Origin of the sequence: Chromobacterium piscinae (assembly GCF_021129175.1) — a bacterium.
GTDB lineage: Bacteria > Pseudomonadota > Gammaproteobacteria > Burkholderiales > Chromobacteriaceae > Chromobacterium > Chromobacterium piscinae.
In genome coordinates this window covers 49068-63623 of the sequence record NZ_JAJOHV010000003.1, presented here as the reverse complement: position 1 = coordinate 63623, position 14556 = coordinate 49068, and the positions used below count along the sequence as shown (strand labels likewise).

Genomic DNA, 14556 nt, shown 5'->3' with positions numbered 1-14556 from the left:
TCGGTACCCGGCCTCAGGCCCGGGCAGCCACTTCGTCGGTCAGCGCCATTTCCTCGCTGCGCATCAGACGCTCGATATCGACAACGATGATCATCTGCTCCCCCACCGTGCCCAGCCCCTCGATATAAGCGGTATCGACGGTGGAGCCGAATTCCGGCGGCGCGCGCATGGCTTCCTCGCTCAACTGGATCACATCGGACACGCCGTCCACCACGATGCCGACCGTGCGCTTGCCGATATTGAGGATGATCACCACGGTGAATTCGTTGTAATGCGGTTCGCCCAGGCCGAACTTGAGGCGCAGATCGACGATGGGCACGATGCTGCCGCGCAGATTGATCACGCCCTTGATGAACTCCGGCGCGTTGGCGATGCGGGTGACCGTGTCGTAGCCGCGTATCTCCTGCACTTTGAGGATGTCTAGCCCATACTCCTCGTCGCCCAGCGTGAACACCAGCAGCTCCCGGGCTCCTTCACCCCTCGCCTGGGCATCGCTCAGATTGTCCAGTTGCATATCTCGTCTCCGGCTGTCATTCGACGATGGCCGCCATCTGCGCGGCCGATCCGCGCGAGCCGCCATTGCTGCGGGCTATCGTGGAGATGTCGAGGATTAGCGCCACCTGTCCATCCCCCAGTATCGTGGCACCGGACAAGCCATCCACCTTGCGGTAGTTGGTTTCCAGATTCTTGACCACGAACTGCTGCTGCCCGATCAGATCGTCCACCAGCAAGGCCACCCTGGCGCCGGACGCCTCCACGATTACCAGAATGCCCTCGTCAGCCCGCTGCCTGGCCGTGCCCACATTGAAATACCGCCCCAGCGCGACGATGGGCAAGTATTCGCCGCGGATGTGCACCACCTCGCCGCGCCCGGCCACCGTCTTGATCGCCGCCGGCTCCGGCTGCAGCGACTCCAGGATGAAACCCAGCGGCAACACGTAAATCTCGTGCCCGACCCTCACCGACATGCCGTCCATGATCGCCAGCGTCAACGGCAGGCGTATGCTCATCGTGGTGCCGACGTCGGCCATGGAGTCGATCTCGATCCGGCCGCCCATGTTCTGGATATTGCGCTTGACCACGTCCATGCCCACGCCGCGGCCGGACACGTCGGTCACCTCGGCCGCAGTGGAAAAGCCCGCCTCGAAGATCAGCCCCCACACTTCGGCATCGGACATATTGTCGCTGACCGGCATGCCCCGCTCGCGCGCCTTGGCCAGGATGCGTTCGCGGTTGAGTCCCGCACCGTCGTCGCTTACCTCGATCACGATGCTGCCGCCTTGATGGAAGGCTCGTAGCGTCAGCCGCCCGGCTGGCGGCTTGCCCTTGGCCACCCGCGCGTCCGGCGACTCGATGCCGTGGTCCAGGCTGTTTCGCACCAGGTGGGTCAAAGGATCAGATAGTTTTTCGATGAAGCCTTTGTCCAGCTCGGTGTTCTCTCCCACCATTTTCAGATCGATCTGCTTCCCCAGCTTGCCCGCCAGATCGCGGACTACGCGCGGAAAACGATTGAACACAAAGGCGATCGGCGTCATGCGGATGGACATCACGGCCTCCTGCAATTCGCGCGAGTTGCGCTGCAGGGAACTGATGCCATTGAGCAAGCGCTCATGCTCCACCGGGTCCAGCGCGCTGCCGGACTGCATCAACATGGACTGGGTAATCACCAGCTCGCCCACCAAGTTCAGCAGCATGTCGACTTTCTCGATATTGACCCGGATCGAATTCTCGCCCGCCGCCGCAGCGCCCTTGTCCGGCTGCGGGCGCGCCGACGCGGCCGGTTTCGCCTCCGGCGATGCGGCATCAGACTCCTTTGCGGCGCCCACGCCAGGCGCGCCGCCGAACAAGCCGAAGCCATCGCCTTCTACATCCTTCGCTCCGCTTCCCTCCGGGCAGGCCCGCGGTTCGAACAAACCGAAGCTGCCATCCTGCTCCATCTGCGCCAACCTCCGCGATCCGGCATCCTCGCCAGGCGCATCCAATCCGGGCAGCGGCTCGAACAAGCCGAAGCCGCCATCGTCATCCATATAGGAGACGTGCCCCGGCAGCCCGCGCCCGCCCGGCTCCACTCGGTCGTCCGGCAGGAAAAAACCGTATGCGTCCCCGCCTTCGCCGCCACGGTCCACGCTGACCCTGAACTGTTCCGCCGCCAGCGTGAACGCCAGCGACTCGGCGACCTCGTCCGCAGCCAAAGACGACGTGAACACTGCCACCCAGGGCAGCTCGTCATCCAGCCGGCCCTCTTGAACGATGGTCAGATCTCCCTGCGCCGCCAGGTTCGCCAGCAGAGGACGGATATCCTGGCTGGCAAAGGGCGTCAACTCGAGAAACAACGTCCACAGCGACGCTGCCTCCTGGGGAATATCCTGCTCAAGCGCGAGGGCACCGCAATCCGTCGCCTGGCTTTCGATTTCCTCCAGCCGCCGCTGGATCTCCTCCCGCTGCTCTCCGTCCAGCACCTCGCCGTTCTTGTACGCGGCGAGCATCGCCTGCAGCGCGTCTTTCGCCTGTAGAAAAGCATCCACCATCTCCGCGGTCAGTCCCATCGCCCCTTTGCGCACCCTGTCCAACAGGTTTTCCTGCACATGGGTCAGTTCGGCCATTTCGGTAAAGCCGAAAGTGGCGGCGCCGCCCTTGATCGAATGGGCGGCGCGGAATATCGCATGAAGATCTTCTTGTTCGGGCTGAGCCACATCCATCGCCAAAAGAAGCGATTCCATCGTGGCCAGATGTTCCTCCGCCTCGTCGAAAAATACCTGGTGAAACTGGGACATATCGATCGTCACAATCGTCCCCTCTTGGCAATGGCCGGGTTAGCCAACCAGGCGCTTCACAACGTCCAGCAGTTTTTGCGGATCGAATGGCTTGACCAGCCAGCCTGAGGCGCCCGCGGCTCTGCCCAACGCCTTCATCTGGTCGCTGGATTCGGTGGTCAACATGAGAATGGGAGTGGCATTGTAGGAGGGTTGCTTGCGCAGCGAACGGATCAGCGTCAGCCCATCCATACCCGGCATGTTCTGGTCGGTCAGAACCAGATCGAACTGCATGCCCTGCGCCTTGCTCAAGCCCGCGTTACCGTCGGCAGCTTCGGCCACGTCATACCCGGCGCTCTTTAGCGTGAAGCTGACCATCTGGCGAATCGATGCGGAATCGTCCACCGTGAGAATTTTCTTAGACATGGCGTTCCCGTTATCGAGAGACTCCTATTGACATACACATGGCCCTACTCGCATGGCCTCCAACGAACCGACCATGCCGACGCAACCAAGCATCGGGAGCGTCCCCAGTCTGGAATCTGCCGGCGACCTCCAGGCTAGGTAGGCGGAAACGCCAGCTCGACGTCATTAATATTCAAAGAAAGATCGACCCAGCGCCATCGAGATGGCCCATTCATCCGCAGCCATGGCCGGTTGGCTCGAGCGCATCATGCCCACTGCCGCCTTTATTACGTGATCAACCATAAATGCGGACGAATCAAGCAACAGGCGCTTAAAATCAAGCGTTTTACGTAGATCGCATGCCTCAGCGATGGGCAAAAAAACCTCGGCAAAAGCAAAGCCGCAAGTCCGCGGCCGGAGGGAACGCTTTGGCCGCGCCGAAAGCGCCTCTGACCAAGAGCCGAACCGGGCTAAAACTTGGAAGATAAGCTCGCGCGCCGCGCGAGCATGCCGACGGCGGCGCAAGCAACGCTCATGTTCAGGCAGCAGGCCGAATCGTGAACATCTTGTTGAAGCAGGCGATCTCGAAAACCTGCATCACCGCCTCCCGGCAATTGACCAGCACCATCGTTTTCTTCTGTCCCGCAGCCCGCTCCTTCAACAGCAGCAGCATGCCCAACGCAGAGCTGTCAAGAAACGGCACCTGATCGAAATCGACCTGGATTTCCTGCACATCGGGCGTGTCCAGCAGTTCCTGGCTGGCTTGTCGGAATTCCTTGTGCAGGTTGAAATCAAACTGCCCAATCAGCACCATCTTCCCGACATTCCCCTCGACTTTGACTATCGGTCTCATCACTGGTCCTCGGCTTTCCTTAGGTTCGCTGACAAATTGAACGGACGCATCCGGCATCACGCCGGAGATGCCGGCAGCCTCAATTCGAAACAGGCACCGCCCGCCACCTTATTGTAACAACGTACACTTCCCCCCAGCTCTTCAGCCACCTTCTTCACGATCGCCAGCCCCAGGCCCGTTCCGCCGGGCCGCTGAGTGAAGAACGGTTCGAAAATCCGCTCTCGGACCGCCTCGTCCACTCCTGGGCCATCGTCGTCTACGCAGAATACGACGTCATCGCCATCCTGCACCACCGCCAGGCCAACCCTTCCTCCTGACGGCGCAAACTGCAAAGCATTCTCCAGCAGGTTGATCAACGCCCCCTGCAGCGCCTTGCGGTCTATCAAGACCGTTATGGCAGACTCGGCGGATAGATTGCAATCAAAAAACACACCTTTGTCATGACACTGCGGCGCCAACACCGCGCAAACATCCTCCAGCAGCGGGGCCACTTTCGCCGTCTCCAGCGATGAAACCTGACCGCGCACAAACCCAAGCATGTTCTGGATCAAACCTTCCAACGCGCGCATGCGCGCCAAGCTCTTGTCGACAAAGCGCGCCCGGTCTTCCGGGCGGGGAATATCCTGCTTCAAGTTGGCCGTATACAACATCGCGCTGGCCAGCGGCGTCCGCAGCTGATGCGCCAGAGATGCCGCCATGCTGCCCATCGACGCCAGATTCTGCTGCTGGGCAAGCTCGCTATTGAGCTGATGCAGCCGAGTCACGTCGTGAATAAGCACAATCCGTCCACCCGACGCCGGCAGATCCTGATACTGCAGCGTCAAACGCCTAGGCTCGCCATCGCCGCCCTGCGCGAAGCTTCCATCGGCCTCCTGACTAAGCAGTCTCTCCAGCAAAATCTCCCATTTCTCTCCTATATAACAACCACTTAACAGAGACTCCGCTGCCAGATTCTCGGCGATCACCTTACCCTCTGGCGATAGCTCCACCACGCCTGCGGGCAGCATTTTGAGCAGCGACGCCAGTCGTTCGGCGAGCTCGGCGTTCTCGTCGCGCTGTTTTCGCAACTGACTGTTCGCTTCATCCAACTGGGCGTTCAAAACATTGACCTGGACCTCAAGTTGTCTATATGCATCAATGAGTTGACTAGAAACCGCATTGAATTGCTCGAACGCGGCCTCGAGCTGCTGCTGATCCTTCAGGCTTGAAACCATAGTAGGCATCGCTTCACTGTCATTTGTAAAAACCACTTAAACGGTATGATAATGATCAGCCCATAGCGCGCCAACATGCAGTTGACGTCGCCAAGAGCAAAAAAAAACGGGAAAAACCAATATCTGGCGTATAAAGGGAAGTAGTGCGCCATTCCAAAAGATGCTGTGGAGGTTTCTGTGTCAGAGCTTCTCAAAAAAATCGACGCCAGAACCAAACTGGCAGGCACCAACAAGCTGGAAATCCTTCTGTTTTCCTTGGGGCATGACCAGCGCACTGGTCGCAAAGAAATTTTTGGTATCAACGTATTCAAGGTCCGCGAAGTGATGCGCACCCCGGAGATCACCTCCGCTCCGGAAATGCCATCCTCGGTGGAAGGCATGGTCAGCCTGCGTGGCGCGCTGGTACCCGTGATCGACTTGGCCAAATACTCCGGTATCGTGACCAGCAATCGGCCGGAAATCATGATCGTCACCGAGTACAACGGCCATACCCAGGGCTTTCTGGTCGAAGCGGTGGACACCATTCTGCGTCTAGACTGGTCTGCGATGCGCGTGCCGCCGGACATGATCACCAACCGCATGGCCGGCCTGGTGACGGCCGTCACCGAGCTGGACAACGGCACGCTGGTGATGATGATGGACGTGGAAAAGGTGTTGGCGGAAACCAGCATCATCGACGACGGCCACAGCTTCATCAATATTGAGCCGGTCAAGGAAGACCGCCGTATCTTCTTCGCCGACGACAGCGCAGTCGCCCGCAAGCAGATCGAACGCACGCTGGAAGTAATGAACATCCGCTATACCTCGGCGATCAACGGCATGCGCGGCTGGGAGGACCTCCAGAAGATGGCCCAGCAAGCAGAGGCCGCCGGACGCAAGCTGTCCGACGAGCTGCACTTGGTGCTGACCGACGTGGAAATGCCTGAGATGGACGGCTATATGCTGACCAAGATGATCAAGAGCGACCCGCGATTTGCCGGCATTCCAGTGCTGATGCACTCGTCGCTTTCCGGTTCGTCCAACCAAAAACTGGGCGAATCCGTCGGCGTGGACGCCTACGTATCGAAGTTCGAACCGCAGAAGCTCGCCAGCAAGCTGCGCCAGATGCTGAAACTGGAACCCAGCAACTAACAGGCCTTCTTCAAGATTTTCAAGGGATAGGGATACGACATGCCTAGCACCGACGCCTCCTTGCTCGCCAGTGTTGACGCCAGGACCAAGCTAGCCGGCTCCAACAAGATGGAGATTCTGCTGTTCTCGCTGGGAACGCGCGAAACATTCGGCATCAATGTGTTCAAGGTGCGCGAAGTCTCGCAGACGCCGACCATCACCAAGACGCCCAATATGCCGTTCGGGGTGGAAGGCGTGCTGTCGTTGCGCGGCAATATCATCCCGGTGATCTCGCTGGCCAAGTTCATCGGCCATGACCACGGCGGCAGCAAGTTCGACACGATGATCGTCACCGAGTTCAACAAAAGCACCCAGGCCTTCCTGGTTGACTCGGTTGACCGCATCATCCGTGTCGACTGGGACAAGGTGCGCGCGCCAGAAAACATCATGGCGGCCGCCGGCACCAATCAGAACCTGATCACCGCGGTCACCGAACTGGAAAACGGCAAACTGGTTTCCATTCTGGACGTAGAGCAGATTCTGGCCAGCGTAGTCGGCGAGCCACGGCTGCCCGACGTGCCCACCGCCCAGCTAGAAATCGACCAGTACATCTTCTTCGTCGACGACTCGGTGGTGGCCCGCAAGGAAATCACCGGCGTGCTGGAAAAGATGGGCATCAAATTCCAGCAAGCGACCAACGGCCGGGAAGCCTGGGATCGCCTGCAGGTACTGGCTGGCCGAAACTGGGCCGATGGAGAATGCCTGCACGACTACCTGAAAATCATTCTGGTGGATGCCGAAATGCCGGAAATGGACGGCTACGTGCTGACCAAGCTGATCAAATCCGATCAGCGCTTCAAGGGCATTCCGGTGATCATGCACTCGTCGCTGTCGTCCAACGCCAACCGCGCGATGGGCTCCAGTGTCGGGGTGGATTCCTACGTTGCCAAGTTCGACCCGGGCGTACTGGCAGAAACTTTGATTCCATTCCTGCAAAGGTAGTCGCTACAATGTGCGCCTTGATGGAACATAGATAATTTAGGATATACCTCGATGTCAGACAAGAATATGCGATTCCTGGTCGTGGACGACTTCTCCACCATGCGCAGAATCGTCCGCAACCTGCTGAAAGAATTGGGTTTTACCAACGTCGACGAGGCCGAAGACGGCCAGGTCGCGTTGCATAAGCTGAAAACCCAAAGCTTCGACTTCGTCGTCTCCGATTGGAACATGCCCAATATGACGGGTATCGAGCTCCTCAAGGCCGTGCGGGCAGACCCGCAGCTGAAGCATCTGCCGTTCATGATGATTACTGCCGAAGCCAAGAGAGAAAACATCATTGAGGCAGCCATGGCCGGCGCCAGCGGCTACATCGTAAAACCGTTCACCGCTGCCACCATGGAAGAGAAGATGAGCAAAATCTTCCAGAACATGAACAAGCCAGCCTGAGCGTCAGCATCACACAAAGCTGCCCGCATTTGCATTGAGGAGGATTGAACGTGCCGGACCATATTATGGAGAACGGAGACTCGCCGGAACTGGAGGCGCTGTTCAACAGCATCGCCCAGCAGCAAGGTAGCGAACCCGAACCGCCCGCCGCTGCGGCCCCCGCAGGCGAAGAGGCTGGTGCCAAATTGTTCTCGAGCGAGACCAGTCCTTCGACAATGTATGAACATATCGGACAGATGACCCGCAAGATGCACGACGCCCTTCGCGATCTGGGCTACGACAAGTCCCTGGAAAAAGTGGCTGAAACCATTCCCGACGCGAAAGATCGCCTGGCCTACATCGCCACGCTGACCGAAAACTCGGCCGAGCGCGTGCTGAACGCAACCGATATCGCCAAGCCATTCCAAGACAAGCTGGAAAGCCAGGCCACGGCGCTAAGCGAGCGCTGGGAAAAGCTATTCGCTAATCTGCTGAGCATCGAAGAGTTCAAGAATCTGGCAGCGGAAACCCAGCAATATCTGAAAGACGTGCCCAATCAAACTCAGGCTACCAATGCCCAATTACTTGAAATCGTCATGGCTCAGGATTTTCAGGACCTGACGGGTCAAGTGATCAAGAAAATGATGGGCATGGTCAAGATCCTGGAGACCGAATTGGTCAGCTTCCTGATTGAGTTCTCCCCCGATGAAAAGAAGGGAGAGCTGAATACCAGCCTGCTCAACGGCCCGGTCATCAACCCGGAAGGCAGGACCGATGTGGTCAACAGCCAGCAGCAAGTGGACGACCTGCTGGAAAGCCTGGGCTTCTAAAGCAACGCAAGCAAGACAACGCAGAACGCGTGGGGTGGAAAAATGAGCGAATTTGGCGGCATGGAAGAGTTGCTAGGCGACTTCCTGATGGAGTCTACCGACCTCCTGTCCGATGTGGACAACAAGCTGGTCGAACTTGAAAAGCGCCCGGAAGACAAGGCTCTGCTCAATGACATCTTCCGCGGCTTCCATACCATCAAGGGTGGCGCAGGCTTCCTCAACGTCATCCCGATGGTGAATCTGTGCCACCGCACGGAAAACTTGTTCGACAAGCTGCGCAACGGCGAATTGCATATCACGTCGGAAGTGATGGACGTGATTCTGGACGCCACCGGCATTGTCCGCGATATGTTCGGCACACTGAGCCAGGGCCTGATGCCCGGAGATGCCGACGCCCGCGTGCTCGCCGCGCTTGACGCCGCTCTGGCAGGCCAGCCTCTCGCGGCCGAGGCTCCGCCTGAACCAGCAGTCGTCGCGGCCCCAGCGGCTGCGCCAGCCGCAGCAGCCCCCTCTGGCAGCGGTCCCGACTGGAATCAACTGTATCAGGCCGTAGCTCCAGCCTCTGCCGCAGCGCCCGCTACACCGGCACCGGCGCCTGCTGCCACCCCGGCCGCAGCAGCTCTGGCACCCGCCCCCCAGCCTCCCGCGGTTGCCAAACCCGCGCCCAAGCCAGCCCCCGCCAAGACCGGCGGCGGTGGACCGGCTGCCAGCGGCCCGCAGGAAAACACCATACGCATCGACACAGTGCGCCTGGACATGGTGCTCAACCTGTCCGGCGAGATCGGCCTGACCAAGAACCGCCTGACCACGCTGCGCACCGAGATCCTGCAGGGCAATCGCGACACCAACACCTTGCGCTCGCTGGACGAAGCGATCAGCCAGCTGGACCTGCTGGTCGGCGATCTGCAGAACGCGGTGATGAAGACCCGCATGCAGCCGATCGGCCGCCTATTCCAGAAATACCCGCGCTTGGCCCGCGATTTGGCCCGCCAACTGGGCAAGGAAGTGGAGCTGGTGCTGTCAGGCGAAGAAACCGAGCTCGACAAGACCATGATCGAGGATCTGAATGATCCGCTGGTCCACTTGGTCCGCAACGCGGTCGACCATGGCATCGAATCTCCCGAAGACCGCATCGCCTCCGGCAAAAAGCCGCAGGCTCTGGTTCAACTGACCGCAGAACAAGTGGGCGACCACATCCTGATCGAGATCACCGACGACGGCAAGGGCATGAACCCGGACGCGTTGCGCCGCAAGGCCATCGAGAAGGGTCTGATCGATCAGGAAACCGCCAATACTCTTGACGAGAAGCAGTGCCTACAGCTGATCTTCCTACCCGGCTTCTCCACCAAGGACCAGATTTCCAGCGTATCCGGCCGCGGCGTCGGCATGGATGTGGTCCGCACCAACATCCAGAAACTGAATGGCCGGATCGACATCAGCTCGGCGGCGGGCGAAGGCACCCGCATCAGCATCTCGCTGCCGCTGACGCTGGCCATCCTGCCCGTGCTGGTGGTCCGCGCCTGCAACCAGCCGTTCGCCGTACCGCTGGCGATGGTTCGCGAAATCATCACCATCGACGGCAACGCGATCCAGGAAGTGTCAGGCAAGCCCACCATCGTAGTGCGCGACGAAATCCTGCCGTTGAAAACGCTGGCCAGCCTGTTGAGCTGGGAGCCCACCCAGAAACCTTACTTCGGCGTGCTGATGCAGTCCGCGGAAAAGTCCTTCATTCTGGCAATCGACTCTTTTGTCGGCCGTGACGACGTGGTGATCAAGCCGTTGCAGAATATCCGCCCGAAAGGCGTGGCCGGCGCCACCCTTTCCGGCGACGGCTCCGTCGTGCTGGTGCTCGACATGGAAGATCTTCTCGCCTCCAGCGAGAACAACAATACCCAGGCGCGGACGACGGATATGATTGCCACCTAAAACACAGGGTGCAGTGATGACCACCAACACCGCCTTCATAGGAAGGCAGCCGGTACTGAACCGCAACCAGCAGCTCATAGGTTATGAGCTGCTTTTTCGTCCCAACGGGGATGCCGTCGGCGTCGGTCGCCACACAGAGCTCCAGGCCGACACCGACGTGCTGGTCAACACGCTCAACAATATGGGCACCAGCTGGCTGATCGGCAACAAGCTGGCCTTCATCAACGTCGGCGAAGCCATGCTCAATAGCGACTTTCTGGAGCTGCTGCCGCCTCGCCGCATCATTCTGGATCTGTCGCCCCGCATCGTCCCCAGCAATGAGCTGCTTTCCCGCGCGCGCCATCTGCGCTCGATGGGCTTCGGCATCGCGCTGGACGATTTCAGTTTCGAGTCTCCGGCCGCGGCCTTTCTGGAGCTCGCCAACTACGTCAAGCTGGATATTCAGAGCCAGGACACCACCCGCTTCCAGATGCTGGCCGCGCGCCTGCGCAGCTATCCGCTGATCCGCATCGCCGAACGGGTGGAAACCCACGCCCAGTTCCATCTGTGCAAAGAGCTGGGCATGGACGGCTTTCAAGGCTATTACTTCGCCCGTCCCGAAACGCTGGCGGCCAAAGTGATTCATCCAGCCTTCAGCAACACGCTGGAGCTACTGAACCTGCTGCGCATAGACGCCGACATCCGCGACATCGAACAGGTGCTCAAACGCGACGTCGCGCTATCCTACAAGCTGCTGCGCTACGTCAACTCCGCCGCCGCCGGCCTCAACACCACGATCAGCTCCTTCTCTCATGCCGTGACCGTTCTGGGTTACCAGAAGCTCTACCGCTGGCTGACCTTGCTGCTGGTGACCGCCTCCGACGACAACAACGCTCCGCCAGCCCTGCAAAAGACCGCCATCACACGCGGCCGCTTCATGGAGCTGCTGGGCGTCGAGCTGGGCGAGCGCCACGACGTCAACGACAACCTATTCATCGTCGGGCTGTTCAGCCTGCTAGACGTGCTATTCGACATGCCGATGGACAAGATCATCGAGCACCTGCAGCTTCCGCCTCAAGTCATGGACGCCCTGCTTCACGAGCGCGGCGCGATCAGCCTCTACCTGAAGCTGGCCCGCGCCTGCGAGGACGGGGAGCTGGACGGCGTGCCGCAATTATGCGACCAACTGGGCCTGTCCAGCGAACAGCTGAACCAAGCCCACATCTCCGCGCTCGCCTGGGTCGAGGAACTGGGCTTATAATTCCCAGCCTTGCAAGGTTGTATCAAGCCCAATGAAACTGTTAGCCCTAGACACCTCCACCACCTATCTTTCCCTGGCGCTGAGCCTGGAAACGGAAACGCTGGTCTTCCACGAATGCGTCGCGCAAAAGCACGCCGAGCGCACGCTGCCGGAGGTGTCGCGCCTGCTCGCCGAAGCCGGCTTCGCGTTGTCGTCGCTGGACGGCATCGTATTCGGACAGGGCCCGGGCTCGTTCACCGGCCTGCGCATCGCCTGCGGCGTCGCTCAGGGCCTGGCCTACTCCGCCGACCTGCCCGTCACCGCCATACCCACGCTGGACAATCTGGCCTGGCAGGCCGGTAATGGGCTGGTGCAGGTTTGCTTCGACGCCCGCATGCAGCAGGTATACAGCGCACTCTACCGCGTCGGACCTGACTGGGAACGGCTCAGCCCGATCGCAGTCGTCTCGCCCGAAGACGTGTCGCTGCCCGAAGGCGTGTCCATGCTTGCCGGCGACGGTTTCGACAGCTACCCCCAGCTACTGGCCGACGCCCGACAACGTCTGCCGCTATCGCCCCACTCTCGCCCTCATGCCGCCGCCTATATCCGGCTGGCGGAAAGCGGCCGCTACCCCGCTCGCCATCCACGCGAGGCCGAACTGCTCTACGTGCGCAACAAGGTGGCGTTGACTTCGATCGAACAACAGCAGGCTCGCAACCGATGAGCACGGTCCGCCTCTTCCGCCCCACGGATCCGCAGCAGCTGGCCGACCTGGAACAACAGGCGACGCCGCACCCGTGGCGAGTCGGCCTATACCGTGACAGTCTGGCTGCCGACTACCCCTGCTACGGCCTATTCGGCGACGACGGCTCGCTGATGGGCTTCGCGCTGATCATGCGCGTGCTGGACGAGGCGGAAATTCTCAATATCGTCATCGCCAAAGAACACCAGGGCCAAGGCTTCGGATTGCAACTGATGCAGTCCATGCTGCAAAACCTACGCGACGATTGCTGCCACAGGCTGTTTCTGGAAGTGCGGGAAAGCAATGCGCCGGCCCGCAAGCTCTACCAGCGCTGCGGCTTCCGCCAGTGCGGGCTGCGCAAAAACTACTATCCCGTCAACGGCGGCCGCGAGCACGCGATTCTGATGGAGGCATCGCTATGAACCGCGCCAGCCTGCAGCAACAGGAAATGGGCCTGGGACCGGCCTGGCAGCCCCGTGCCGGATGGTTCGGGCAGCACCCGGCGCAACTGCTGCGCCAGTCGCTGCAAACTGCCGTCGCACAAACCGAGCCACCCGCCATGGCCATGGCCGCAACCCCACCCGACCCCCTTCCCGCTCACCGCGCGGAATTGGCTGCGCCGCCGGAAGCGCCTCAGATCGCAGCGCAGGCTCCTGAACCAACCCCTATCATTTCGAGCCTCGTCGAACGCGCGCCCACGACCGAGCCGCTGCGCGCCGAAGCTCACGCAGAACTCGTCCCTGTGGACTGGCCCCTGCTGCAACGCAAAGTCGCCGACTGCCAGGACTGCCGCCTATGCGAAACCCGCACCCAGACGGTATTTGGCCGTGGCACCCCCCAGGCGCGCTGGATGCTGATAGGAGAAGCGCCAGGCGAAAACGAGGACCGCCAGGGCCTGCCCTTCGTCGGCCGCGCTGGCCAGCTACTGGACAACATGCTATCCGCCGCCGGGCTGGACCGGGACCAAGACGTCTATATCGCCAACGTGCTCAAATGCCGCCCGCCGGGCAACCGCAATCCCGCCCCGGACGAAATCGCCGCTTGCAATGGCTATCTGCTGCAACAGATTCGCCATATCCAGCCGACACTGATCATCGCACTGGGCCGCTTCGCCGCACAGACGCTGCTGGAAACCGAAGACTCCATCGGCAGACTGCGCGGCAAGGTGCATCGCTACCAGGGCGTGCCGCTGGTGGTCAGTTACCACCCTGCCTACCTACTGCGCAACCAGCCGGACAAGGCCAAGGCCTGGCAGGACCTGCTGCTGGCGAGAAAAATCTTCCGCCAAGCCGAATCCTGACAAAACCCACTGCCCAATGAAAAAAGCCAGTCATGCGACTGGCTTTTTTCGCGCACTACCGGCAAAACCCGCCGGGCAAACAAAAAACCCTTCTCCGTGCACCAGAGAAGGGCTCTTTACCAACCAGAAAACCAGCTTATTTCAGCTTGGTTTCCTTGTACAGAACATGCTTGCGGGCGACGGGATCAAATTTTTTGATCTCCATCTTTTCCGGCATGGTGCGCTTGTTCTTGGTGGTGGTGTAGAAGTGGCCGGTACCAGCAGTGGATTCCAGCTTGATCTTATCGCGCATGATGTATACCTCAGTGCTTTATCTGGTTGACCGCTTAGATCTCGCCGCGAGCGCGCAGATCAGCCAGCACTACATCAATGCCCACCTTGTCGATGGTACGCAGTGCAGCGTTGGATACGCGCAGGCGCACCCAGCGGTTTTCGCTTTCCACCCAGAACTTGCGATATTGCAGGTTCGGCAGGAAACGACGTTTAGTCTTGTTATTGGCGTGGGAAACATTGTTCCCGGTCATCGGACGCTTGCCGGTGACTTTGCAAACACGCGCCATGGTTAAACTCCCAAAACCGGTAAAAGCTGGCTTTATAACATATAAAAAGCCAGTAATTCAAGCGGAACGAGCACCCGACGCGTTGACGGGCGCTCTCTCAATTAATGAAACAGTCGGCGGGCATTGTAACGGATTCGCCACAGCCACGCGAGCTTTATCGCCGGGTGTCTATAGTGAGTGTTGCATTCTGCGCCGGCCAAGGGCGGCAACAAGATG

Annotated in this window: 16 protein-coding genes; 9 read left to right on the top strand and 7 right to left on the bottom strand. The window is 60.0% G+C overall.

Annotated elements, in window-relative coordinates; all coding sequences use genetic code 11:
• Window positions 1–13: 13 nt before the first annotated feature.
• The 5 genes from LQR33_RS00790 to LQR33_RS00770 all read right to left on the bottom strand — a co-directional run bounded on the left by LQR33_RS00790 (window position 14) and on the right by LQR33_RS00770 (window position 5225).
• Window positions 14–514, bottom strand: coding sequence for a chemotaxis protein CheW (locus tag LQR33_RS00790; RefSeq protein ID WP_166437944.1), 501 nt, complete (start codon window positions 512–514; stop codon window positions 14–16).
• Window positions 515–530: 16 nt separating this feature from the next.
• Window positions 531–2786, bottom strand: a complete 2256-nt coding sequence (locus tag LQR33_RS00785; protein ID WP_231467027.1) for a chemotaxis protein CheW — start codon at window positions 2784–2786, stop codon at window positions 531–533.
• Between the two features lie 27 nt (window positions 2787–2813).
• Window positions 2814–3179: a response regulator gene (locus LQR33_RS00780; protein WP_166437942.1), complete on the bottom strand. Its 366-nt coding sequence runs from the start codon at window positions 3177–3179 to the stop codon at window positions 2814–2816.
• Between the two features lie 517 nt (window positions 3180–3696).
• Window positions 3697–4011 carry an STAS domain-containing protein gene (locus LQR33_RS00775; protein ID WP_231179191.1) on the bottom strand — a complete coding sequence of 105 codons (315 nt, stop codon included), beginning with the start codon at window positions 4009–4011 and terminating at the stop codon, window positions 3697–3699.
• Between the two features lie 56 nt (window positions 4012–4067).
• Window positions 4068–5225, bottom strand: a complete 1158-nt coding sequence (locus tag LQR33_RS00770) for a sensor histidine kinase (protein ID WP_231179192.1) — start codon at window positions 5223–5225, stop codon at window positions 4068–4070.
• Window positions 5226–5402: 177 nt separating this feature from the next.
• Here LQR33_RS00770 and LQR33_RS00765 point away from each other — a divergent pair, with 177 nt between their 5' ends.
• The 9 genes from LQR33_RS00765 to LQR33_RS00725 are packed head-to-tail and all read left to right on the top strand — an operon-like array spanning window position 5403 to window position 13780.
• Entirely contained in the window at window positions 5403–6356 is a 954-nt protein-coding gene (locus tag LQR33_RS00765; protein ID WP_021478562.1) for a chemotaxis protein, read from the top strand.
• A gap of 39 nt (window positions 6357–6395) precedes the next feature.
• Window positions 6396–7337, top strand: coding sequence for a chemotaxis protein (locus LQR33_RS00760; protein WP_166437941.1), 942 nt, complete (start codon window positions 6396–6398; stop codon window positions 7335–7337).
• A gap of 51 nt (window positions 7338–7388) precedes the next feature.
• The gene (gene cheY, locus LQR33_RS00755) at window positions 7389–7784 is read left to right on the top strand and encodes a chemotaxis response regulator CheY (RefSeq protein ID WP_021478560.1); all 396 of its coding nucleotides are present in this window, start codon (window positions 7389–7391) and stop codon (window positions 7782–7784) included.
• Between the two features lie 50 nt (window positions 7785–7834).
• The gene (gene cheZ, locus LQR33_RS00750) at window positions 7835–8593 is read left to right on the top strand and encodes a protein phosphatase CheZ (protein ID WP_166437940.1); all 759 of its coding nucleotides are present in this window, start codon (window positions 7835–7837) and stop codon (window positions 8591–8593) included.
• Window positions 8594–8635: 42 nt separating this feature from the next.
• Entirely contained in the window at window positions 8636–10519 is a 1884-nt protein-coding gene (locus tag LQR33_RS00745; RefSeq protein ID WP_231467025.1) for a chemotaxis protein CheA, read from the top strand.
• A gap of 16 nt (window positions 10520–10535) precedes the next feature.
• On the top strand, window positions 10536–11759 hold the full coding sequence (locus LQR33_RS00740) for an EAL and HDOD domain-containing protein (RefSeq protein WP_166437938.1): 1224 nt from the start codon (window positions 10536–10538) through the stop codon (window positions 11757–11759).
• Between the two features lie 31 nt (window positions 11760–11790).
• Window positions 11791–12462, top strand: coding sequence for a tRNA (adenosine(37)-N6)-threonylcarbamoyltransferase complex dimerization subunit type 1 TsaB (tsaB, locus tag LQR33_RS00735; RefSeq protein ID WP_231467023.1), 672 nt, complete (start codon window positions 11791–11793; stop codon window positions 12460–12462).
• Window positions 12459–12902, top strand: a complete 444-nt coding sequence (gene rimI, locus LQR33_RS00730) for a ribosomal protein S18-alanine N-acetyltransferase (protein WP_221667054.1) — start codon at window positions 12459–12461, stop codon at window positions 12900–12902. Before tsaB ends, rimI begins: the two co-directional genes overlap by 4 nt.
• Window positions 12899–13780, top strand: coding sequence for a uracil-DNA glycosylase (locus LQR33_RS00725; RefSeq protein ID WP_231467020.1), 882 nt, complete (start codon window positions 12899–12901; stop codon window positions 13778–13780). The genes rimI and LQR33_RS00725 overlap by 4 nt, the downstream gene beginning before the upstream one ends.
• Window positions 13781–13916: 136 nt before the next feature.
• On the opposite strand, the gene rpmG is transcribed toward LQR33_RS00725, so the two are convergent.
• The gene (gene rpmG, locus LQR33_RS00720) at window positions 13917–14072 is read right to left on the bottom strand and encodes a 50S ribosomal protein L33 (RefSeq protein WP_017506994.1); all 156 of its coding nucleotides are present in this window, start codon (window positions 14070–14072) and stop codon (window positions 13917–13919) included.
• 34 nt (window positions 14073–14106) lie between these two features.
• Window positions 14107–14340: a 50S ribosomal protein L28 gene (gene rpmB, locus LQR33_RS00715; protein WP_011137003.1), complete on the bottom strand. Its 234-nt coding sequence runs from the start codon at window positions 14338–14340 to the stop codon at window positions 14107–14109.
• Window positions 14341–14556: the final 216 nt, after the last annotated feature.

What these genes read in the sequence shown, in the direction of transcription:
- LQR33_RS00790 (WP_166437944.1), bottom strand. Translation starts at nt 514, where the DNA reads ATGCAACTGGACAATCTGAGCGATGCCCAGGCGAGGGGTGAAGGAGCC.
- LQR33_RS00780 (WP_166437942.1), bottom strand. Translation starts at nt 3,179, where the DNA reads ATGTCTAAGAAAATTCTCACGGTGGACGATTCCGCATCGATTCGCCAG.
- LQR33_RS00775 (WP_231179191.1), bottom strand. Translation starts at nt 4,011, where the DNA reads ATGAGACCGATAGTCAAAGTCGAGGGGAATGTCGGGAAGATGGTGCTG.
- LQR33_RS00770 (WP_231179192.1), bottom strand. Translation starts at nt 5,225, where the DNA reads ATGGTTTCAAGCCTGAAGGATCAGCAGCAGCTCGAGGCCGCGTTCGAG.
- LQR33_RS00760 (WP_166437941.1), top strand. Translation starts at nt 6,396, where the DNA reads ATGCCTAGCACCGACGCCTCCTTGCTCGCCAGTGTTGACGCCAGGACC.
- cheY (WP_021478560.1), top strand. Translation starts at nt 7,389, where the DNA reads ATGTCAGACAAGAATATGCGATTCCTGGTCGTGGACGACTTCTCCACC.
- LQR33_RS00745 (WP_231467025.1), top strand. Translation starts at nt 8,636, where the DNA reads ATGAGCGAATTTGGCGGCATGGAAGAGTTGCTAGGCGACTTCCTGATG.
- LQR33_RS00740 (WP_166437938.1), top strand. Translation starts at nt 10,536, where the DNA reads ATGACCACCAACACCGCCTTCATAGGAAGGCAGCCGGTACTGAACCGC.
- tsaB (WP_231467023.1), top strand. Translation starts at nt 11,791, where the DNA reads ATGAAACTGTTAGCCCTAGACACCTCCACCACCTATCTTTCCCTGGCG.
- rimI (WP_221667054.1), top strand. Translation starts at nt 12,459, where the DNA reads ATGAGCACGGTCCGCCTCTTCCGCCCCACGGATCCGCAGCAGCTGGCC.
- LQR33_RS00725 (WP_231467020.1), top strand. Translation starts at nt 12,899, where the DNA reads ATGAACCGCGCCAGCCTGCAGCAACAGGAAATGGGCCTGGGACCGGCC.
- rpmG (WP_017506994.1), bottom strand. Translation starts at nt 14,072, where the DNA reads ATGCGCGATAAGATCAAGCTGGAATCCACTGCTGGTACCGGCCACTTC.
- rpmB (WP_011137003.1), bottom strand. Translation starts at nt 14,340, where the DNA reads ATGGCGCGTGTTTGCAAAGTCACCGGCAAGCGTCCGATGACCGGGAAC.